The 20,139-nt window shown below is 70.4% G+C and carries 12 protein-coding genes; 9 read left to right on the forward strand and 3 right to left on the reverse strand.

Annotated elements, in window-relative coordinates; genetic code table 11:
• The first annotated feature begins 6 nt into the window (after window positions 1–6).
• The 8 genes from AC0IZJ_RS18285 to gshA all read left to right on the forward strand — a co-directional run bounded on the left by AC0IZJ_RS18285 (window position 7) and on the right by gshA (window position 12,184).
• Window positions 7–945 carry an ABC transporter permease gene (locus AC0IZJ_RS18285; RefSeq protein WP_471852637.1) on the forward strand — a complete coding sequence of 313 codons (939 nt, stop codon included), beginning with the start codon at window positions 7–9 and terminating at the stop codon, window positions 943–945.
• Window positions 942–1,967 carry an ABC transporter permease gene (locus AC0IZJ_RS18290; protein ID WP_471852638.1) on the forward strand — a complete coding sequence of 342 codons (1,026 nt, stop codon included), beginning with the start codon at window positions 942–944 and terminating at the stop codon, window positions 1,965–1,967. The genes AC0IZJ_RS18285 and AC0IZJ_RS18290 overlap by 4 nt, the downstream gene beginning before the upstream one ends.
• Before the next feature lie 60 nt (window positions 1,968–2,027).
• Window positions 2,028–3,719 (forward strand): ABC transporter ATP-binding protein, encoded by a 1,692-nt coding sequence (locus AC0IZJ_RS18295; RefSeq protein WP_471852639.1) that lies wholly within the window; start codon window positions 2,028–2,030, stop codon window positions 3,717–3,719.
• 87 nt (window positions 3,720–3,806) lie between these two features.
• On the forward strand, window positions 3,807–5,909 hold the full coding sequence (locus AC0IZJ_RS18300; protein WP_471852641.1) for a GGDEF domain-containing protein: 2,103 nt from the start codon (window positions 3,807–3,809) through the stop codon (window positions 5,907–5,909).
• Window positions 5,906–7,930, forward strand: coding sequence for a GGDEF domain-containing protein (locus AC0IZJ_RS18305; protein ID WP_471852643.1), 2,025 nt, complete (start codon window positions 5,906–5,908; stop codon window positions 7,928–7,930). Before AC0IZJ_RS18300 ends, AC0IZJ_RS18305 begins: the two co-directional genes overlap by 4 nt.
• Window positions 7,927–8,928, forward strand: coding sequence for a Bug family tripartite tricarboxylate transporter substrate binding protein (locus AC0IZJ_RS18310; RefSeq protein WP_471852645.1), 1,002 nt, complete (start codon window positions 7,927–7,929; stop codon window positions 8,926–8,928). Before AC0IZJ_RS18305 ends, AC0IZJ_RS18310 begins: the two co-directional genes overlap by 4 nt.
• A gap of 4 nt (window positions 8,929–8,932) precedes the next feature.
• Window positions 8,933–10,594, forward strand: coding sequence for a SulP family inorganic anion transporter (locus AC0IZJ_RS18315; RefSeq protein ID WP_471852647.1), 1,662 nt, complete (start codon window positions 8,933–8,935; stop codon window positions 10,592–10,594).
• 96 nt (window positions 10,595–10,690) lie between these two features.
• A complete protein-coding gene (gene gshA / locus AC0IZJ_RS18320; RefSeq protein WP_471852649.1) occupies window positions 10,691–12,184 on the forward strand; it encodes a glutamate--cysteine ligase in 1,494 nt (497 codons plus the stop codon).
• Between the two features lie 13 nt (window positions 12,185–12,197).
• On the opposite strand, the gene AC0IZJ_RS18325 is transcribed toward gshA, so the two are convergent.
• Both AC0IZJ_RS18325 and AC0IZJ_RS18330 read right to left on the reverse strand, forming a co-directional pair.
• Window positions 12,198–14,366: a putative bifunctional diguanylate cyclase/phosphodiesterase gene (locus AC0IZJ_RS18325; protein ID WP_471852651.1), complete on the reverse strand. Its 2,169-nt coding sequence runs from the start codon at window positions 14,364–14,366 to the stop codon at window positions 12,198–12,200.
• A gap of 255 nt (window positions 14,367–14,621) precedes the next feature.
• The gene (locus AC0IZJ_RS18330; RefSeq protein ID WP_471852653.1) at window positions 14,622–16,862 is read right to left on the reverse strand and encodes a diguanylate cyclase domain-containing protein; all 2,241 of its coding nucleotides are present in this window, start codon (window positions 16,860–16,862) and stop codon (window positions 14,622–14,624) included.
• An 86-nt stretch (window positions 16,863–16,948) separates the two neighbouring features.
• Here AC0IZJ_RS18330 and AC0IZJ_RS18335 point away from each other — a divergent pair, with 86 nt between their 5' ends.
• A complete protein-coding gene (locus AC0IZJ_RS18335) occupies window positions 16,949–17,596 on the forward strand; it encodes a YecA/YgfB family protein (RefSeq protein WP_471852655.1) in 648 nt (215 codons plus the stop codon).
• 116 nt (window positions 17,597–17,712) lie between these two features.
• Here the strand turns inward: AC0IZJ_RS18335 and AC0IZJ_RS18340 are convergent, their stop codons facing one another.
• Entirely contained in the window at window positions 17,713–20,130 is a 2,418-nt protein-coding gene (locus tag AC0IZJ_RS18340; protein ID WP_471852657.1) for an alpha/beta hydrolase family protein, read from the reverse strand.
• Window positions 20,131–20,139 lie beyond the last annotated feature (9 nt).

Consider the following 20,139-nt stretch of genomic DNA (forward strand, 5'->3'; position numbering starts at 1 on the left):
GCCCCGATGGCGGCCTATCTGATCCGACGCATCTGGCAAATGATCCCGACCTTGCTCGGTGTCGTGCTGCTGGTGTTCTTCCTCTTCAAGTATTTCGGCAGCGACCCGGCCATCATCCTCGGTGGCCTGAACGCCAGCCCGGAGCAGATCGAGTCCATCCGCGACCAGCTCGGCCTGAACAAGCCGGTCTGGGAGCAGCTGTGGATCTTCATCCAGCAGATCGTCACCTTCGACTGGGGCAAGAGCTGGGCGACCAACGAGTCGGTGGCCAACCTGTTCGCCACGCGCCTGCCAGCCACGCTGACGGTGACGGTGCCCATCCTCATCCTCGAAGTCGCGCTGGCCATCCCGTTCGCGCTGGCCGTGGCCACCGTGCGCGGCAGCCTGACCGACCGCACCGTGATGGTCTGCACGACGGTGGCGGTGTCCATCTCGCTGCTGATCTACGTCATCCTGGCGCAATACCTGTTCGCCTTCCGCCTGGGCTGGTTCCCCGTACAGGGCTGGACGGCCAACCACTGGACCAACCTGACCACCTACGCGCCGCTGCCCATCCTGGTGGCCGTGGCGGTGTCGATGGCGCCGCAGATCCGGCTGTACCGCAGCTTCTTCCTCGACGAGATCGGCCACGATTACGTGCGCACGGCCCGCGCCAAGGGCATGACCGAGGGCACCGTGCTGCTCAAGCATGTGCTGCGCAACGCGATGATTCCCATCCTGACCAATGTGTCGGTGCTGCTGCCGGGCGTGCTGGTGGGCAGCTTCCTGATCGAGGTGTTCTTTTCGATCCCTGGGCTGGGTCGCGAGCTGCTGCTGGCCGTCAACCGCGGCGACTATCCGGTCATCCAGGCCTTCGCCATCTACCTGGCCGCGCTGACGATGACGGTCAATCTGCTCGTCGATGTGCTCTACAAGTTTGTTGATCCGCGGGTCGTACTGAAATGAGCACGACATCCAACTCCTCCGGCGGCGTCTGGGCCGCCTCCTGGCGTCGCCTCAAGACCGACCGCGTCGGCGTCGTGTCCATGGGCATCGTCGGCGCCTTCCTGCTGCTGGTGCTGCTCGCGGCCACCAACCTGGTCGCATCCAACTGGCAGCAGGAAGTCGGCGTGCCGAACGCGCCGCCGACGCTGCTCGGCCCGCAGCCGGCCGAGGACACCGGCACCATCGCAGCGCCCAAGGGCCCCAACGTCGACCTGTCCGACATCGACCCCCTGGCGCCGCGCTATGCCGAATGGGCCGAGCGCGCCAAGGCCTTCAAGACCGACGAGGTGGCCAAGGCCGAGACGCTGCCACTGGGCGGCGACCGCCTGGGCCGGGACGTGCTGGCCAAGGTCGTCAAGGGCGCCGAGGTGTCCATCGTTGTCGGCCTCGCAGCGGCCGTCGTCGCGACGCTGATCGGCACGCTGCTCGGCGCCATCTCCGGCTTCTTCGGCGGCAAGATCGGCGACTTCCTCGAGTGGATCTACAACGTCTTCACGGCCATCCCGAGCATCCTGCTGATCTTCGCTTTCGCGGCCATCTTCCATCGCGGCGTGACCTCGGTCGTGCTCATCCTCGCGCTGACCGGCTGGACAGGCATCTACCGCCTGATCCGCGCCGAGTTCATGAAGCACCGCGTGCGCGAGTACGTGCGCTCGGCCGAGGCCATCGGCGCATCGCAGTGGTCGCGCATGTTCAAGCACATCCTGCCCAATGTGTCGCACGTCGCACTGGTGCAGCTGTCCCTGCATGTCGTCAGCTTCATCAAGAGCGAAGTCATCCTGAGCTATCTGGGTCTTGGCGTCGGCGTGAACCAGGTGAGCTGGGGCACGATGCTCGCCGAGGCGCAGAACGAGCTGATCCTGGGCTACTGGTGGCAGCTGACCGTCGTCGCGGCCTTCATGGCGGTGTTCGTCACGGCCTTCGCACTGTTCACCGACGCCTTGCGCGATGCGCTCGATCCCAAGTTGAGAGGTCTTGAGTAATTGCGGGTCAGACCGCCCGAGCGGAGCGAGTAGCTCTGACCCCAACTGACTAAGGCATTTATGTTGCTCAGTATTCAAGACCTCAAGGTCGCCTTCCGCATGGGCAAGGTCGATGGCGCCATGCAGCGCCAGATCGCCGTCAAGGGCGTGAGCTTCGACGTGCCCGAGAACGGCACCGTCGCGCTGGTCGGCGAGTCGGGCTCGGGCAAGAGCGTGACGGCCATGTCCGTGCTCAACCTGCTGCCCAGCAACGCCGAGCGCACCGGCCGCATCCTGTTCCAGGGCCGCGACCTGCTGCAGACGGGCCTGGGCGAGCTTCAGGCCATTCGCGGCAAGGAGATCGCCTGCGTCTTCCAGGACCCGATGAGCTCGCTCAACCCCGTCTTCAACGTGGCCACGCAGATCTGCGAACCGCTGATGAAGCATATGGGCATGAGCCGCCGCCAGGCGCTCGTGCGCGCCGAGGAGCTGCTCAACGAAGTCGGCATCCCGGAGCCCCGGCGGCGCCTGAAGGCCTACCCGCACGAGCTGTCGGGCGGCCAGCAGCAGCGCGTGATGATCGCGGTGGCCCTGGCCTGCTCGCCCAAGCTGCTCATCGCCGACGAGCCGACGACGGCACTGGACGTGACGATCCAGCGCCAGGTCATGGAGCTGATGGCGCGGCTCAAGGAGAGCCACAAGATGAGCCTGCTGTTCATCTCGCACGACCTCGGCGTCGTCGGTGAGATCTCGGACCAGGTCGTCGTCATGCGCCACGGCCAGGTGCGCGAGAACGCGCCAGTCGAGCAGATCTTCAACGCGCCGCAGGACGCCTACACCAAGGCGCTGCTGGCCTGCCGGCCGTCCCTCACCGAGAGCCCGGCGCGGCTGATGGTGATCGACGACCACATCGCCGGCCGCGGCGCGGGCAACAGCGCCCGGGTCAAGGACGACAGCGCGCCCGTCGTGCTGGAAGTGACCGGCCTGCAGAAGAGCTTCTGGCTCAAGGACGGCCTGTTCGGCAAGCGCGAGTTCAAGGCCGTCAAGGGTGTGAACTTCAAGCTGCGCAAGGGCCACACGCTGGGTGTCGTCGGCGAATCGGGCTCCGGCAAGACGACGATGGGCCTGACCCTGCTGCGCCTGCATGAACCCACCGGCGGCCAGGTGCTGTTCGAGGGCCAGGACCTGCTGAAGATGAGCGGCCCGGACTGGCAGCAGATGCGCCGCCGCATCCAGGTCGTCTTCCAGAACCCCTACGCCTCGCTCAACCCGCGCTTCACCATCGGCCAGACGCTGCGTGAGCCGATGGAGATCCACCGCATCGGTGCGAACGCGGCCGAGCGCGAGGCGCGCGCCGTCGCCCTGCTGATCAAGGTCGGCCTGGACGAATCCGCCATGGCCAAGTACCCGCACGAGTTCAGCGGCGGCCAGCGCCAGCGCATCGCCATCGCGCGCTGCCTGACGCTGCAGCCCGAGGTGCTGGTGCTTGACGAGGCCGTGTCGGCGCTGGACGTGTCGGTGCAGGCCCAGGTGCTCAATCTGCTGAAGGACCTGCAGGACGAGTTCGGCCTTAGCTACATCTTCATCAGCCACGATTTGGCCGTCGTCAAGTTCATTGCCGACGAAGTGCTGGTCATGCAGAACGGCGATGTCGTCGAGCAGGCCGCCACGGCTGAGCTCATCGCCGCACCCAAAGAGGACTACACGCGCCGCCTGCTGGGCGCCGTGCCGCGCGGCTACACCGGCCGACCGGGCGCGGCGCGTGGAATCTGAACGGTCTCGGACCGGCGGCATGCGCCCCTGCGGCCGAACCGCGATGAAATGAGCGGTTCGGAACCATAAGTTCCCGTTCCCGCCGCCGTGACCTACCGAATCCAGGCCCCTTCATCGACGCTGACCACCGCGCTGGCCGCCGTGGTCGCGCTGCTGCTTGCCGCCTGTTCGCCGGGCGAAGGGGGTCACCCGGCCGCATCGCCTGCCGCCGCGGCCTCGGTCCCCGCCGCCAGCAGCGGGCATGGCGACGCCGGCCTGGCACGCGAGCTCGAGCGCATCGAGCGCGCCGCCCGCGCCAAACCGGCTGTCTATGAGCAGGAGCTGCGCGAGCGTGCCAAGGCCCTGCCCGCCGCAAGCCCGGCCCATGTCGACGTCCTGGCCCTGCGCGGTCTGCTCGCCGCCATGGCGCGCGACCGCGAGCTCAGCGACAAGCTCACCCAGCAGCTGCGCGACTGGCCGGCCGGCGAGCGCCAGGCGGACGCCCGCGTCGCCGCGGCCAACATCGGCGCCGAATACCTGCGCGCGCAGGGTGACCTGCGCGAGGCCCGCAAGCTGCTCACCGGCATAGACGCCGCGCAGCTCAACGCGGCCGGCCCGGCCTTTCGCTGGCGCCACCATGGCCTGGTCGCCGCCGTCAGCGGCGACTCCGGCGAGCTGGACACCGCGCTGACCGAGGGCCACATGGCGCTGCGCGTGGCCCAGCAGACCGGCCAGGTCTGGCGCATCGCGCTTTCGCTCGCCGACCTGTCCTTCACGACGCTGCGCGCCGACACGCCGGCCCGTGCCCGCCAGCTCGCTGCCCAGGCCCTGGCCGAGGCGTTGAAGGACCCCGACCCGATGACGCTGAACCAGGTGTATGCGATGCGCGGCATCGTCCACTCGGACGACAGCGACACCAGCATCACGCTTCAGTCCAACGCCGACGCGCTGGAGCAGGCCGCCGCCGCCGGCGCCGACTCCGTGCGCGCCCTGGGCCTGGCCAACTTTGCCGACTACCACCTGCGCCAAGGCCGCCCGGCGCGGGCGCTGGAGCTGGCCGAGCAGGCCCTGCCGCTGGCCCGCGCCACGCGCAACCTCGGCGCCGAGACCGTGGCCCGCTCCAACATCGGCCTGGCCAAGATCGCGCTGGGCCGCGTGGCCGAGGGCCGCCGCGAGACCAGCGCCGCCATCGCGCTGGACGAGCAGCAGGGCGCCATTGCCTATGCCTCCGACGGCTGGAAGGAGCTGGCCGACTACCTGGAGCGCGCCGGCGACCTGGGTGGCGCCGTGGCCGCCTGGCGCGAGCACCGCCGCCTGGTCGACCGCGTGCTGCGCGACGAGACCCGCAAGCTGCTGATCGAGGCGCAGGAGCGCCAGGACGCCGAGCAGCGCGCCCGCGACATCGAACTGCTGAACCGCGACAACGCGCTGAAGGCCGAACAGGTCCACCAGCGCAACCTCGCCGGCATGCTGTGGGCGGCGCTGGGCGGCTGCGTGCTGGTGTCGCTGGGCCTGCTCTGGCAGGCCTTCCGCCGCGTGCGTCGCACCAACCAGGCGCTGGTGCAGAGCAATGCCTCGCTGAAGAGCCAGAGCGAGACCGACCCGCTGACCGGCCTGGCCAACCGCCGCCACTTCCAGTCCGTCATCAAGGGCCTGGCCGGCCCCGACGGCCTGACCGCCAGCCTCTTCCTCATCGACGTCGACCACTTCAAGCGCATCAACGACGGCTTCGGACACGCCGCGGGCGATGCCGTGCTCATCGAGATGGCGCGACGCCTGCAACAGGCGGTTCGCGACGGCGACCTCGTCGTGCGCTGGGGCGGCGAGGAGTTCCTCATCATCGCCCGCACCCGCGAGGCCCTGTTCGCACCGCAGCTCGCCCAGCGCATGCTCGACCTCGTCGGTGGCCAGCCAGTGGTGCACGAAGGTCGCCGCATCCCCGTCACCGCGTCCATCGGCTTCGTCAACCTGCCAGTGCCGCCGCACGGCCTGCGCCTGCCGTGGGAGCGCGCCATCGACCTGGTCGACACCGCCATGTACCTGGCCAAGGCCCACGGCCGCAACAAGGCCTATGGCGTCGACCGCATCCATGCCACCGACGCCATCGCAGCGGCCCAGCTGACGGCGCGCCTGGAGGCCGCCTGGAGCGAGGGCCTGGTGGGCCTGACGGCGCTCAGCGGCCCCAGCGTGGCCAGGGCGGCGAGCGCATGAAGGCCGCCCTGCTCGCGCTGGCCCTGCTCGCCGCCACGGCGGGTGCGTCGCCGGCCGATGACCTGGCGGCGGATCACGCACTGCTGGCCACCATCACGCGGCGCGCCTACGACGACCCCAGCGCCATGCTGGCCGAGCTGGACAAGCGCTGGCCCGCCGGCGCCACGCCGGCGCGCGAGGCCGCCTGGCTGTTCGCGCGCGGTCGCGTGCTGCTTGCCGCCGGCCAGGCCGATGCGGCCGACAACGTCGCCGTGCAGCTGATGCCGCGCCAGGACGGCGTGGACCGCAGCTGGCTGCTGCGCGCCCTCATCCAGGAACGCGCGGGCAAGCCGGCCGGCACCCTGGCGGCGCGGGCGCTGTCCGGCCTGGAGAAGCAATGCCCCGCGGGCGACGAGGCCCGCGCCATGCGCGAGCTGGGCTGCGACTTCCGCGCCGTCTGGGAGGCCTTGCGCATGCAGGTGCGCGAGCAGGGCGCGCAAGGCGCCTTTGTCGCCGCCGAGGCCGGTGCGCGCCGTGCGCTGGCGCTGGCCCGCGCGGGCGGCGACAAGCACCTGATCGCCCTCAGCCTGGGGCAGCTCGCCGTCATGCTGCAGTTCCAGGAGCAGATCGACGCCGCCCGCGCCGAGATCCGCGCTGCTCTCGTCGAGGCCCAGGGTGACCCCGTGACCGGCGCGCGCGTGCGCAACTACGAAGCGGTCGTGGAGCGTCGCTCCAAGGACGTGGCCGCCGCACGCGCCGCACTGGAGGCCGGCCTCGCGCTCGCCGAGCAGGCCAACGCGCCTCACCTCGCGGCCCAGCTGCGCTCCAACCTCGTCGACGCCTACATGCACCTGGGCCTGCTGAAGGAGGCCCAGGCCGCCGGACAGCGTGCGCTGCCCGTGCTGCAGCGCTTCCGCGATCGCCTGCAGGAGCGCGGCCTGCACCACAACCTGGCCGTCGCCCACATCAAGCTGCACCAGTTCGACGCCGCCCGCCACGAGCTCGCCAGGGTGGCCGAGATCGCCGTCGACCCGTCCGAATTCGTGCCGCGAGCTCGTGAGCTGCGTGAGCTGGGCGACACCTGGGCCGAGGCCGGCCAGCACAAGGAGGCGCTGGCCGCCTTCCACGGCGAGCGCGAACTGAACGCCCGCGCCAATGAACGCAACCGCTCCGCGGCGCTCGAAGAGCTGCGCCGCAAGTACGACACCACCGCCAAGCAGCGCGACCTGGACCTGCTGGCCCGCGACGGCCAGCTCAAGGACCAGCAGCTGGAGAACGGCCGGCTGGCGCAGAAGGTCGGCGCCGCCGTCGGCGCGCTGCTGCTGCTGTCCATCGCGCTGATCGGCCTCACGCTGCTGCGCATGCGCCGTGCCCAGGCGCGGCTGACGGCCAACCAGCATCTGCTGCGCGCCCAGAGCGAGCGCGACCCGCTGACCGACCTGTCCAACCGCCGCCACTTCCTCGCCGTCATGGAGCCGCGCGCCCGCCAGGCCGGCGCCGAGGGCTTCCGCGGCGCGCTGATGATGATCGACATCGATCACTTCAAGAACGTCAACGACGAGCATGGCCATGCGGCCGGGGACGCCGTCATCGTCGAAGTGGGCCGCCGCATCCGCGCCGCCGTGCGCGACAGCGACCTCGTCGTGCGCTGGGGCGGCGAGGAGTTCCTCGTCTTCGCCCCCGAGCTGCCCAACGCCGACCTGGCCCAGATGGCGGCGCGCGTGCTGAACGGCATCGGCGGCGCGACGATAGACACGCCCGAGGGCGCGCTGCGCATCACCGCGTCCATCGGCTTCGCCAGCTTCCCGCTCGGAGGGTCTGGCGGCGCTGGCGCCGGCCTGCGCCTGCACTGGGAGCAGGCGGTCAACTGGGCCGACATGGTGCTCTACAAGGCCAAGGCCGAGGGCCGCAACCGTGGCGTCGGCATCGCCGCCGTCGAGGCGCCCGACGCCGACACGCTGGCCGCCATCCTGCAGGACTTCGACGCCGCCTGCATGCACGGCCAGGTGCGGTTGAACGTGCTGCTGGGACCCGCGGCATGACGAATGCGATCCTGCAACGCCGCGCCTTGCTGCTCTGGCTGGCCAGCAGCGGCGCATCCGCTCAGCCGGGTGGTGCCGCCTGGCCCACCAAGCCGCTGCGCATCGTCGTGCCCTACCCGGCCGGCGGCGCCAGCGACATCGCCGCGCGGCTGCTGGCGCCCGAGCTGCACCGGAGCCTGGGCCAGCCCGTTCTCATCGACAACCGCCCCGGCGCCGACGGCAACATCGGCACGGCCGAGGTTGCCAGCGCCAGCGACGGCCACACGCTGCTGATGGGCAGCGTCGGCACGCATGCCATCAACCCGCTGCTGTCGCGCCGCCTGCCCTACGACGCGGTGAAGGACTTCTCGCCCATCAGCCTGGTCGCGACGGTGCCGCTGGTGCTGGTCATGAACCCGGCCGTGGCGCAGGCGCTGGGCGTGCGCCGCCTGCCCGACCTCGTGCACGCCGCCACCCACCAGCCGGGGCGGCTGCACATTGCCTCCAGCGGCAATGGCAACCCGACCCACCTGGCCGGCGAGCTGTTCAAGCGGCTGACCCAGACCTACATGCTGCATTTCCCCTACCGCAGCGCGGCCTCGGCGCAGCAGGACGTCATTGCCGGCAACATGGACCTGATGTTCGACTCCCTGCCCTCGGCGCTGCCGCAGATCCGCGCCGGCAAGCTGCTGGCGCTGGCCGTGACCAGCTCCCGGCGCAGCCCCGGCATGCCCGACCTGCCGACGGTGGAAGAGGCCGGCGGCCCGGCGCTGAAGGGCTACGAGGCGAGCGCCTGGATCGGCCTGCTCACGCCCAGCAGCCAGCCCGCCGAGCAGCTCGCGCGGCTGCAGCGCGACAGCGTCAGTGCGCTGACCATCCCGGCGGTGCGCGAGCGCATGACGGCCCGCGGCCTGCTCGTGCATGGCAGCGGCGGGCCGGAGTTCGCCGCGCTGATTGCCGCCGAAACGGCGAAATGGGCACGCGTCGTGCAACTGTCCGGCGTGAAAGTGGATCGTTGAGGCCATGAAGGCGACCTGGCGCGCCGATCTGATGGCCGGCGCCGTCGTCGCCGTGCTGCTCATCCCGCAGAGCCTGGCCTACGCGATGCTGGCCGGCCTGCCGCCGCAGGTGGGGCTTTACGCCAGCCTGCTGCCGCTGCTGGCCTACGCAGCCCTGGGTTCCAGCCCCGTGCTGGGCCTGGGCCCGGTGGCGGTGCTGGCGCTGATGATTGCCCAGGCACTGCACGGCCTGCCGGCCGGTGTGACGCCGGAGGACGGCGCGCTGGTGCTGGCCGCCGAGGTGGGCTTGCTGCTCGCGGCGGCGGCGCTGCTGCGGCTGGATGCACTGTCCAGCCTGCTGTCGGTGCCGGCGCTGCGGGGCTTCGAGACCGGCGCCACGCTGACGATCGCGGCCGGGCAACTGCCCGTGCTGCTGGGCAGTGCGGCGGCGGGTTTCACGCTGCCCGACCTGGTCGCGTCGGCCCGGCAGGGCGGCTTTGGCATGGCCAGCGCGGCCTGGGGCGTGGCAGCGCTGGCGCTGCTGCTGCTGTCGCGGCGCAGCGGCCCCCGGCTGCTGGCGCGCCTGGCGCCGCTGCTGCTGCTGGTGGCAGCGATGGCGCTGTCGGCATGGACGCCGGCTGCCGACGGCGTGGCACAGGTCGGCGCGCTGCCGTCGCTGGCCCTGCCGATGGGCCTGCCCCAGCTGGAGGCGGCGCTGTGGCTGCATCTGTTGCCGGCTGCGGCGCTGGTGGCGCTGATGGCCTTCGTGTCCAGCCTGGCGGTGTCCGAGTCGCTCGCCCAGCGCCGGGGCGAGAAGCTGCTGCCCGCCGCCGAGCTGCGCGGCCTGGCAGCGGCCAACCTGGTCGCGTCGCTGAGTGGCGGCATGCCGGTGGCGGGCAGCTTCTCGCGCAGCATCCTGCTGCACGAGGCCGGTTCGCAAAGCCGCTGGACGCTGGTCTTCGTCGCCGCCTTCATGGCCCTGGCCATGTTGCTGCTGGCCGGGCCGCTGGCCCACTGCCCCAAGCCGGTGCTGGCGGCGGTCATCATCGTTGCCGTGCTGGGCGGCTTCACGCTGCGGCCCTACGCTGAGGCCTGGCGCTATGCACGGGCCGAAGGGTTCCTGATGGCGGTCGTCACGGCGACCGTGCTGCTGTGGAGCGTCGGCGCGGCGCTGGCCATCGGCGTCGTCGGCTCCGTGGCGCTGCTGATCCAGCGCACCGCGCGGCCCCATGTCGCCCGCATCGGCCGCCTGCCGGGCACCCAGCACTACCGCAACCTGGCGCGCTACGCGGTGGAATGCCAGCCGGAGGTGGTCGGCCTGCGCATCGACGAGAGCCTGGTGTTCACCAACGCACGCGGCCTGGTCGACGTCGTGCTGGGCCATGTGCGCGAGCACCGCGCCAGCGTCGGCGAGCCCCGCCGCGTGCTGCTGCTGATGGCGCCCGTCAACCACATCGACGTGTCGGGGCTGACCGCGCTGCAGGAGCTGCATGCGGCGCTGGCGGGCGAGGGCCTGAAGCTGGCCTTCTCCGAGGTCAAGGGCCCGGTGCTGGACCGCCTCAACGCCGTCGGCTGGCTGGAGCGTTACGACGTGTCGCTCTACCTCAGCCACCACGACGGCATCCAGGCCGGCGAGCATGACCTGAGGCCCAGTCAGGCCGACATGGACGCGCCCGGCCAGCTGTAGGGCCTGTCTGAGCCACGGCCGCGCCGATTCCCATAGCGCAAACAGGCCCGGGCCGTTCTGATACCGTTCCGGCCCAGCTAGCGGTCCCAGGACGCCATGAACAACAAAGAGACTCTGCTCGGCATCCGCCGCGGCATCGAGAAGGAAAGCCTGCGCGCAATGCCCGGCGGCGGCCTGGCGCTGACGCCGCACCCGATCGCCCTCGGCTCGGCGCTGACCCACCCGCACATCACCACCGATTTCAGCGAGTCCCAGGTCGAGCTCATCACCGGGGTGCATGCCGGCGTCGAAGACTGCCTGCGCGAACTCACCGAGATCCACCAGGCCGTCTACCGCGCGCTGGCCGACGAGCGCCTGTGGGTCAGCTCCATGCCCTGCGGCCTGCCGACCGACGAGACCATCCCGCTGGGCCGCTACGGCAGCAGCAATGTCGGCCGTGCCAAGAGCATCTACCGCATGGGCCTGGGCCAGCGCTATGGCCGGCGCATGCAGACGATTTCGGGCATCCACTACAACTGGTCGCTGCCGGGCGTGTCCACCGACGGCTACTTCGGCGCCATCCGCAACTTCCGCCGCGACGGCTGGCTGCTGCTGTATCTCTTCGGCGCCAGCCCGGCGCTGTGCGACAGCTTCGTCGCCGGCCGCGAGCACGGCCTGCAGCGCCTGTCCGACCACAGCCTCTACCTGCCGCACGCCACATCGCTGCGCATGGGCCGCCTGGGTTACCAGAGCGATGCGCAGGCCAGCATCGCCGTGACCTACAACTGCCTGGAAAGCTACGCCGCCTCGCTGCAGGAGGCGCTGAGCCGGCCCTACCCGGCCTATGAAGCCATCGGCGTGCAGACGCCCGGCGGCGACTACAACCAGCTCTCCACCAGCCTGCTGCAGATCGAGAACGAGTTCTACAGCACCATCCGCGCCAAGCGCGTGATCCGCTCCGGCGAGCGGCCGCTGCATGCGCTGCGCGAGCGCGGTGTCGAATACATCGAGGTGCGGCTGATGGACCTGGACCCCTTCGAGCCCGTCGGCATCGGCGCCGACGCCATCCGCGTGCTGGATGCCTTCCTGCTGCATTGCCTGCACAGCGAAAGCCCCCAGGACACACCCGACGAGATCGCCGCCAACGCGCGCAACCAGCACCGAGTGGCCGCACGCGGCCGCGAGCCGGGGCTGAAGCTGGAGCACTGGCAGGGCGGCGAGCGCAGCCTGCAGGACTGGGCCGGCGAGATCCTGGCCGGCTGCGCCGCGCATGCCGAGGCGCTGGATGCAGCCCACGGCGGCAACGCCTACCGCAGCGCGCTCAGGCGCGTGGCCGAGCGCCTGCAGCGGCCCGAGCTGTGTCCGTCGGCGCGCGTGCTCGCGGTGATGGACCAGGACTTCGATGACAGCCACGTCGGCTTCATCCGCCGCCAGAGCGACGCCACCCGCGCGCAGCTGCTGGCCCTGCCTTTCAGCGAGGCGCTGCAGCAGCGCTTCGAGAAGATGGCGGCCGATTCGCTCGCCGAGCAGGCCCGCATCGAGGCGGCCGACACGCTGGACTTCGAGGCGTTTCGGCGCTTCTACGTCGCGCCGGAGCGCATGGCGGTCTAGGTGTCAGCAGGCCCTAGCGGGCTTCCGCGAACAGCGAGTCGCTGAAGTCCACCCGCGCATCCGCTTCCTGCGGGCCCATGGCCCATTTGGCCAGCGCCGCAGCCGGCATGGGGCGCGCAAAGAAGAAGCCCTGCAGCTTGTCGCAGTGCTTGGCGCGCAGCACCTCGGCCTGGCCCTCGGTCTCCACGCCCTCGGCCACCACCTCCAGCCCCAGCGCATGGGCCAGTTCGATGACGGCATTGACGATGGCACGGGCGTCGGCGCTGGTCTCCAGGTCCTGGATGAAGCTGCGGTCGATCTTGAGCTGCGACACCGGCAGGCGGCGCAAATAGGACAGGCTGGAATAGCCGGTGCCGAAGTCGTCGATGGACAGGCTCACCCCCAGGGCACCCAGGCGCTGCAACGTGCGCTCGGTGGCGGCGGCGTCTTCCATGGCGACGGATTCGGTGATCTCGCAGCTCAGTTGCGAGGCGTCCAGGTGATGGCGCTGCAGCGCCTGCTGCAGCCGCTGCAGCAGCGCCTCCGGCTGGCGCAGCTGCTGCACGGACAAGTTGATGGCAACGCGCAGCTTCAGACCCTGGTCGCGCCATTCCGCGATCTGGCGGCAGGCCTCGTCGATGACCCAGTCGCCCAGTGGAATGATGATGCCGAAGCGCTCCGCGACCGGGATGAAGTTGTTCGGGCCGATGGGGCCCCGCCTGGGGTGCTGCCAGCGCAGCAGGGCCTCGACGCCGAGCACGCGCGCGGTGTCGCCGGCCACCTTGGGCTGGTAGTGCAGGCTCAGGCCGGCGCCGCCGTCCTCCAGCGCGCCGCGCAGGTCGCGGGCCAGCTCGAGCTGGTCGCGCACGCCGTCCTGCATGTGGGCCTCGAAAAAGGCGAAGCCATTGCCACCGCCGCGCTTGGCGGCCTGGGCGGCCGAGTCGGCCTGGGCGATGAGGGCGCGGCTGGGGATGTCCGGGCCGGTGTGCAGGGCGATGCCGATGGAGGCCGACAGCCGCAGCAACTGATTGATCTGGCTGACCTGGCCGTGGGCCCCGAGGTTCACCGACATGGGCACGCCCAGCGATTCCAGCAGGCGCTGCGCGATCTGGGCGAGTACGCCTTCAGCGGATTCGCCTTCGATCAGCAGCACGAACTCGTCGGCGCCGATGCGGGCCAGCGTGTCGTGGCCCCGCGCCTGTGCCTGCAGCCGGTTCGCCACCTGGCGCAGCACGGCGTCGCCGACGGCATGGCCGAAGGAGTCGTTGACCGGCTTGAAGCCGTCCAGGTTGAGCATCAGCAGCGCCACGCCCGAGCCGTCGCGCCGGCTGCGCGCGATGGCGTGGCTGATGCGGTCGTCCAGCAGCTGGCGGTTGGCCAGGCCGGTCAGCGGGTCGCGTAGCGCCTGCTCGGCCAGTTCGGTCGTGGCCGCGCGCAGCGACTGCTTGAGCACGCTGGCGCGGCGGCGCACCCGGTCGTCGAGGTTGGAGGTGAACAGCGTCAGCAGCAGCAGGGCCAGCGTGGCGCCGGCCACCAGCGTGGTCAGGTTGTCACCGCCCAGCGAATTGGCGCTCAGGCAGACGCTGCCCTCGGCGATACCGGCGGCGGCCATGCCGGTGTAGTGCATGCCGGCCACGGCGGCGCCCATGACGAGGGCGGCCGCGAGCTGGCCCCAGCGGGCCTGGGCGGCGCTCAGCCGTCGCAACAGGAAGAAGATGAGGAGAGCGGCGGCGGCGGCACCGGTGGCCACGGCGGCGGAGGCGGCCACCAGCGTCCAGTTCCAGCGGATGCCGGGCGCCAGCACGAGGGCGGCCATGCCGGTGTAGTGCATGCCGCAGATGCCCGCGCCCATGCTGACGGCGCCCAGCGCCAGGCGTTTGGGCGTCAGCTGGTCCAACGCGGCCACGCGCAGCGCGATGGCCGACACGGCCACGGCGGCCAGCCAGCTCAGGGCGGTGATGGCGGCGTCGTAGCCCACCAGGAAGGGCAGGCGCAACGCCAGCATGCCGATGAAGTGCATGGCCCAGATGCCGCTGCCCATGGACAGTGAGCCGGCGATCCACCAGACGCGCGCGCTCGTCTTGTCGGGCGTGCGCACCCGCTGCGCCAGGTCCAGCGCCACGAAGGAAGCGAACGCAGCGGTGAGGTAGGACAGCACGACGACGCCGGGGTCGAAGCGCAGCGCGAGGTCGGCGAAGGGCATGTTTTCAGTATGGCCGGCAAGCCTGCGGCGAGCGCATGGTTGCCTTACCACCTGTGAGACAGCCTTCACGCGAAAGCCGAATCAAACACGGATCCAGCCCGCATCTCAACGGATCAGCGGGCAAAAAAAGACCCGGTCAGCGGGCTGCCGGGTCTGCAAGCCCTCAAGGTCGAGGGCGTCGTTGGGAAGTCCACTTTAGAAGGCTCGGTCGGCCACGGGCAGGCAATATTCACGGCGATCAGCAAGCGCGCCGCGTCAGGTGCCGCTGCCCATCACAGCCCGATTTCTACCGTCGGCTTTTGCCCGGTAAAGCGCCTGGTCCGCAGCGTCGATCAGCATGCCGCTGGTCGTGCCCGGGGCGGGGCAGATGCTGATGGCACCGAGGCTGATGGTGACGTGCCCGGCCGCGTCCGAGTCTGCATGCGGTATCTCAAGCCGGGCCACTGCCTCGCGAACGGTGTCGGCCACCTTGTGCACGCCCTGCGCATCGGTTTCCGGCAAGAGCAGCACGAACTCCTCGCCGCCATAGCGCGCGACGACGTCGCGCGGCCGGCGAGCAGCGCCTTGCATGGCTTGCGCCACGCGGCTCAGGCATTCGTCACCTTGCAGGTGGCCATAGTGGTCGTTGTAGCGCTTGAAGAAGTCCACGTCGCACAGGATCAGCCCGAGCGGCAGCCCGCTGCGCTGGTGCTGCGCCACCTCCATGGCAATCGCCTGCTGGAATGCGGCCCGGTTGGCAATGCCGGTCAGCCCGTCCATGAAGGCCAGCCGCCGCAACTCCCCGTTGGCTTCGTCCAGCGCCTGCTCGGCGCGCCGACGCACGTCGACCTCGCGTTCCAGCTGTTCCGTGCGCCGACGCACCTTCGCTTCCAGTTCGGACGCATGCGCTTCCAGTGCCGAGCGCTGGTGTTGCTGATGCAGGGCAGCACTGAGGGCGCCCGAGAACCCCTCGTGGTCGAGGTCCCAGTCGCGCGGCGCCTCAAAGAGGATGAGGCCGTATTCGCCATCCGCACAGCACAGCGGGTAGACGAAGAGATGGCCGCTTGCCAGCTCGTGCGCCAGGCCATCCGGCAGCAGCTGGGACGCGGGATACGGCTCCTCGTCGTCGACATGCGCCGCAGTGGACGACGCGAGCCGCAACCGCGCCAGCCGACGCGTGCCGGCGGTGGCCGGCTCGTAGGTCGCCAGAAAGTACCTCACCAGGCCGAGGTTCTTGATGTACCAGGCGCAGCCTTCCAGCACCGAGCGCAGGTCTTCGCGGCTGCCGAGCAGGGCCACGTTCTCGCTGGCGAAACGATCGTGGCGCAACTGATGAAAGTGCCCGAGCCGGTAGGCGAAGTGCTCGAACGCCGAGAAGACGGGATACATCTGCACAAGCAGCGCGTTCAACCGGCTGCGGCCGGCTTCGTCGAGCAAGCGCGCGACACGTTCCGAGGCCTTCTCCACGTCGGTTCGCAGCGACTGCTGATCCGCGCCGCGGCCCAGGGCGTCGGCCAGCCGGGTCTGCCATTCATGCAGCAGGACCGCGGCCTCGGCGGGGCCGCGCACGGCACGCAGCAGCTCCGCCTCGACTGCCGAGATGGGCCGCTGATCCGCGTCGTCTTCCGGTTTCATCAACCCACCCAGCCACTGCGACACCGGCGCCCCGCAGGAACGGCGCACCCTCAGCTCCGTGCCCAGCACGACCCGCTCGGCGGTGGGCGCCCTGCCTTCCACAAGGTCCAGCAGATGCTCTGCGGCGCAGCGGCCGATCTTCTCCAGCGGCTGTCGAACCGTCGTCAGCGGCGGGATGTTGAATTGCGCGTCCACCGTGTCGTCGAAGCCAGTCACGGCCACGTCCTCCGGCACGCGGATGCCGGCGTGTTGAAGCACTTCGATGACGGCAAACGCCATGGGGTCGTTGAGGCAGACGACGGCATCGAAGTCCCGTGATCGGTCAACGATTCGCTGCATGCCGTCGCGGGCATCGGCGGACCAGAACCCGCCGTAGGCGACATGGTCCTCGGGCAGGTCGATGCCGTGCTCGGCCAGTGCATCCCGCACGGCCCGCTCGCGCGTTTCGGAGTCCGGATGGCCCCGCAACCCGCTCATCAGCACGAAGCGCCGACGGCCGCAGGCGGTGATCAGGTGGTCCATCACCTGCTTCATGCCGGCCCGGTCGTCCACCACGACGCGGGGGACACCGGCCACATCGCGCGCCATCAACACCAGCGGCTTGGCCGACACGTGTGCGAGACGCTGCAGCAGCTCGGCATCCGACACGTACTTGCCCACCGTGGAGGCCAGGACCAGGGTGCCGTCATGCAGGCCGGGGTCGATCTGCTTGTAGAGCTCGTTGGCCAGACCGCGGCCCCAGTCCGGTGTGTCCAGTTCCTTGCCAACGTAGAGCGTGGTGGCCACGCCCCGTGCTTCCAGCACGTCCAGCACGCCGGAGATGACACCGCGGTGGTAGGGATAGCAGGCGTCGACGATGACGGCAACGCTACGGCTTTTCATTGGCGATCCAGGTCCCTGCTGCGCCGGGCATGCCCGGTCGGTTCCTGTCGATGATAAGGAAGGGCCGTGCTGCCGATAATCCGGCCATGTCAGCCTCCCAGCACCGTGTCGATCAAGCCCTCTCCGAAGCCGACCTGGAGCGCCTGCAGGCTCTGCTGGACGCGCTGCCCGCGCCACTGGAGCCGCTGGACGTCAGCATGGCCGACGGCTACCTCTGCGGCGTGCTGCTGCAGCCCGAGGCCGTGCCGCTGGAGCGCTGGCTGCCTGCGTTGCTGGACAGTGAGGGTCGGCCGCTGCCGGCGCGCATCAACGACGAGCTCATTGCGCTGCTGCGCCGCCGCCACAAGGAGCTCAACCTCGCCATCGTCGGCCGGCAGTGGTTCGACCCCTGGGTGTTCGAGCTCGACGAAGACGCCAGCCCCAGCGAGACGGTGCTGCCCTGGGTGGCCGGCTTTGCCCATGCGCTGGACGCCCATCCGGCGCTGATGAAGCTGCCCGAGGAGCCGCTGCTGGAGCCGCTGGCGGCGCTCTATCTGCACCTGGACCCGGACGATCTCGAAGACGCCGACACCTTGCTGGAGGAGATCGAGTCGCTGGAGCCGCCGACCGACCTGGAAGCGGCCGTCGAAGGTCTGGTCAGTGCGGTCTTGATGCTCGCCGATGTCTCGAGGCCCCTGAAGGCGCCACCCCGACCTGCCCCGCAGCGCCGCCGGGGCCCGCCGCCCCGGCGCTGATTCCCACGGGCCGAGCGCCGGGCCGCTCCCAAGCCGGCCCGTCATGGCGATGTGCTTGCGGCTCAATGCCGTAAGCATCGCCGTCCCCCAGGGGGACCGATCAGGCCCGCCGGCGTTCAGCCCGGCGTGCCTGGGCGAGGGGCCTTGGGATCGCGGGTCTGGCGTTTCATCCAGGCGCTCATCTCCCACAACGTGTGGCCGATGGATTCGCGCGCTGAGTAGCCGTGCGACTCGTGCGGCAGCACCACGTAGCGCACCTGGCCGCCGGTGCCGGCCAGCGCCTGGTAGAAGCGCGCAGTCTGGATGGGGAAGGTGCCGGGGTTGTCGTCGCTCTCGCCGTGGATCAGCAGCAGCGGCTCCTTGATCTTGTCGGCGTAGTTGAACGGTGACAGCTTCAGGTAGACGTCCTGCGCCTCCCAGTAGGTGCGGCGTTCGCTCTGGAAGCCGAAGGGCGCGAGGCTGCGGTTGTAGGCGCCGCTGCGGGCGATGCCGGCCTTGAACAGGTCGGTGTGGGCCAGCAGGTTGGCCGTCATGAAGGCGCCGTAGCTGTGGCCGCCCACCACCATCTGCTGCGGGTCGCTGACGCCCAGTTCGGTGGCCTTGTCGATGATGGCCTTGGCGTTGGCGGTGATCTGCTCGACGAAGCTGTCGTTGACGGTCTTCGGGTCGCCCACCACGGGCATGGTGGCGTCCATCAGCACGACGTAGCCATCCAGCGCCATCATGACCGGGCTGGTGCCCGCGAGCGTGACGAAGCGGCTGCCCGAGCCGCTGACCTGGCCGGCCGTGGACGCGTCGGTGAACTCCAGCGGGTAGGCCCAGACCAGCGTCGGCCGGCGCTCGCCGGGCTGGAAGTCGGGCGGCAGGTAAAGCCAGAACGACAGCTCCACGCCGTCGGCGCGCTTGAACTTGACCAGCTCGCGCTTGACCGCGCGCAGCTGCGGCGCGGGGTCGACGTTGCGGGTCAGGGCCTGCATCTGCTCGAAGCCGGTGCCGCTGCGCAGCACGAGGTTGGGCGGCTCGGCGGCGCTTTCGCGGCTGGTCAGCAGCCGGCCGCCGTCCAGCAGCGTGATGGGGCGCTCGTAGTGCGTCGGGCCCGAGCGGAACAGGCGCGTGGCCTTGCCATCCTTGAGGCTGTAGCTGTCGATGAAGGGCAGGTCGCCCTCCTTGCTGGCGCCCGCGCCGGCCAGCAGCAGGCGGTCGCCACCGTCCACGCGGGCGACGGCGCGGCCATTGGGCAGCACGCGCGTCAACGGCTGGCCCGGGTCGCCGTAGCGGTCACGCAGCGAGCGGTCTTGCAGGCGCTGCGGCTTGGCCGAGCCGTCCAGGGCGATCAGGTCGGCGGCGATCCAGAGGCGGTCGCGGTCGAAGTCCGAGACGATGGCGCGGTCACCCGCCTCGACGAAACTCAGGCTCGCCAGGCGGCCCACGCTGCGGTGCACCTCGCGGGCCTCGCCCTGGTAGGGCGGGTTCAGGCGCATCAGCTTGTCGCGGAACGGCACCTTGTTGCGCTGGTCGCCGCCGTCCAGGGCTTCGACCCAGTAGACGGCGCCGTCGGCCTGCGGAGAACTCCAGAAGTTGCGAGGGCCGGTGATCACGCCCTCGACCGGCACACCCTCCTTGAGCTTGACGGCGCCCAGGTCCCGCAGCAGCCCGCCGTTGAAATCACGCAGCTCGACCTGGCGGGCGAAGTCCATCCACGTAACCTGGTAGCTGAACGGCGGCACCAAGCGTTCGGTGATCAGCGCGCCCTGGGTGCCGACGACTTCGAGACTGCTGTACAGGCCCGGCGTGCCGATCTCGCGCGAGGCACCGGTCGACAGCTTGATGCGGCGCAGCGCCGAGCTGGCGTAGTGGCTGAACAGCGCGTCGTCCTGGCTGTTCCTGAGCAGGTCCTGCCGCGTGCGCTCGGGCGAGGTGCGGCCCATGGATTCCTGGATGCTGGGGCCGCTCGGCGCGTCGAAGACCGGAGCGGGGCCGCGCTTGTCGGGCACGGTCAGCGCGATGATCTCGTCAGGCGAGACCCAGGCCACGGCGCTTTCGAGGACGGTGTTGAGCCTGACGCCCTTGAGCTGGCGGATCTGGGCCGTGGCCACGTCGCCTACCCACAGCTCGGTGGCGTTGGCGGTGCGGCGATTGAGCAGGAAGTGTTGGCTGTCCGGCGACCAGCGCAGTGCCGAGAAGCTGCCGCCCCCCGGCAGCTTGACCACGCGCTCGGCGGCGCCGGGGTTGGCCAGTTCGCGCAGCGAGATCGTCTCGATGTTGGTCGTCAGCTGCGGGCTGTTGGCGGCGGCGTCGATGCGCAAGCCCGCCAGGCCCAGGGTGGGCCGGGCCAGCTCGGCGACGCTGCGGTAGCGCCGCAGGCCGATGCTGGCCAGCGTGCGCTGGTCGGGTGACAGTGAATGGCCCGGCAGGGCCGGCGCGTCCAGCACCGCGCGGATCTCGGCGGAGGGCTGCTGGTAGGTCGTGGGTTCGGCAGCTTGGACCGCGGTGGCGGCCAGGGCGGCGGTGGCCCAGGTGAGGGCTTTCAACATGAGGCGCGG

The organism is Roseateles sp. AC306, assembly GCF_979253795.1.

Bases quoted from the DNA above. Each gene is read 5' to 3' on its own strand.
- AC0IZJ_RS18335 (WP_471852655.1), top strand. From the start codon at position 16,949: ATGTCAGCCTCCCAGCACCGTGTCGATCAAGCCCTCTCCGAAGCCGAC.
- AC0IZJ_RS18285 (WP_471852637.1), top strand. From the start codon at position 7: ATGGCGGCCTATCTGATCCGACGCATCTGGCAAATGATCCCGACCTTG.
- gshA (WP_471852649.1), top strand. From the start codon at position 10,691: ATGAACAACAAAGAGACTCTGCTCGGCATCCGCCGCGGCATCGAGAAG.
- AC0IZJ_RS18290 (WP_471852638.1), top strand. From the start codon at position 942: ATGAGCACGACATCCAACTCCTCCGGCGGCGTCTGGGCCGCCTCCTGG.
- AC0IZJ_RS18330 (WP_471852653.1), bottom strand. From the start codon at position 16,862: ATGAAAAGCCGTAGCGTTGCCGTCATCGTCGACGCCTGCTATCCCTAC.
- AC0IZJ_RS18310 (WP_471852645.1), top strand. From the start codon at position 7,927: ATGACGAATGCGATCCTGCAACGCCGCGCCTTGCTGCTCTGGCTGGCC.
- AC0IZJ_RS18315 (WP_471852647.1), top strand. From the start codon at position 8,933: ATGAAGGCGACCTGGCGCGCCGATCTGATGGCCGGCGCCGTCGTCGCC.
- AC0IZJ_RS18305 (WP_471852643.1), top strand. From the start codon at position 5,906: ATGAAGGCCGCCCTGCTCGCGCTGGCCCTGCTCGCCGCCACGGCGGGT.
- AC0IZJ_RS18295 (WP_471852639.1), top strand. From the start codon at position 2,028: ATGTTGCTCAGTATTCAAGACCTCAAGGTCGCCTTCCGCATGGGCAAG.
- AC0IZJ_RS18340 (WP_471852657.1), bottom strand. From the start codon at position 20,130: ATGTTGAAAGCCCTCACCTGGGCCACCGCCGCCCTGGCCGCCACCGCG.
- AC0IZJ_RS18325 (WP_471852651.1), bottom strand. From the start codon at position 14,366: ATGCCCTTCGCCGACCTCGCGCTGCGCTTCGACCCCGGCGTCGTCGTG.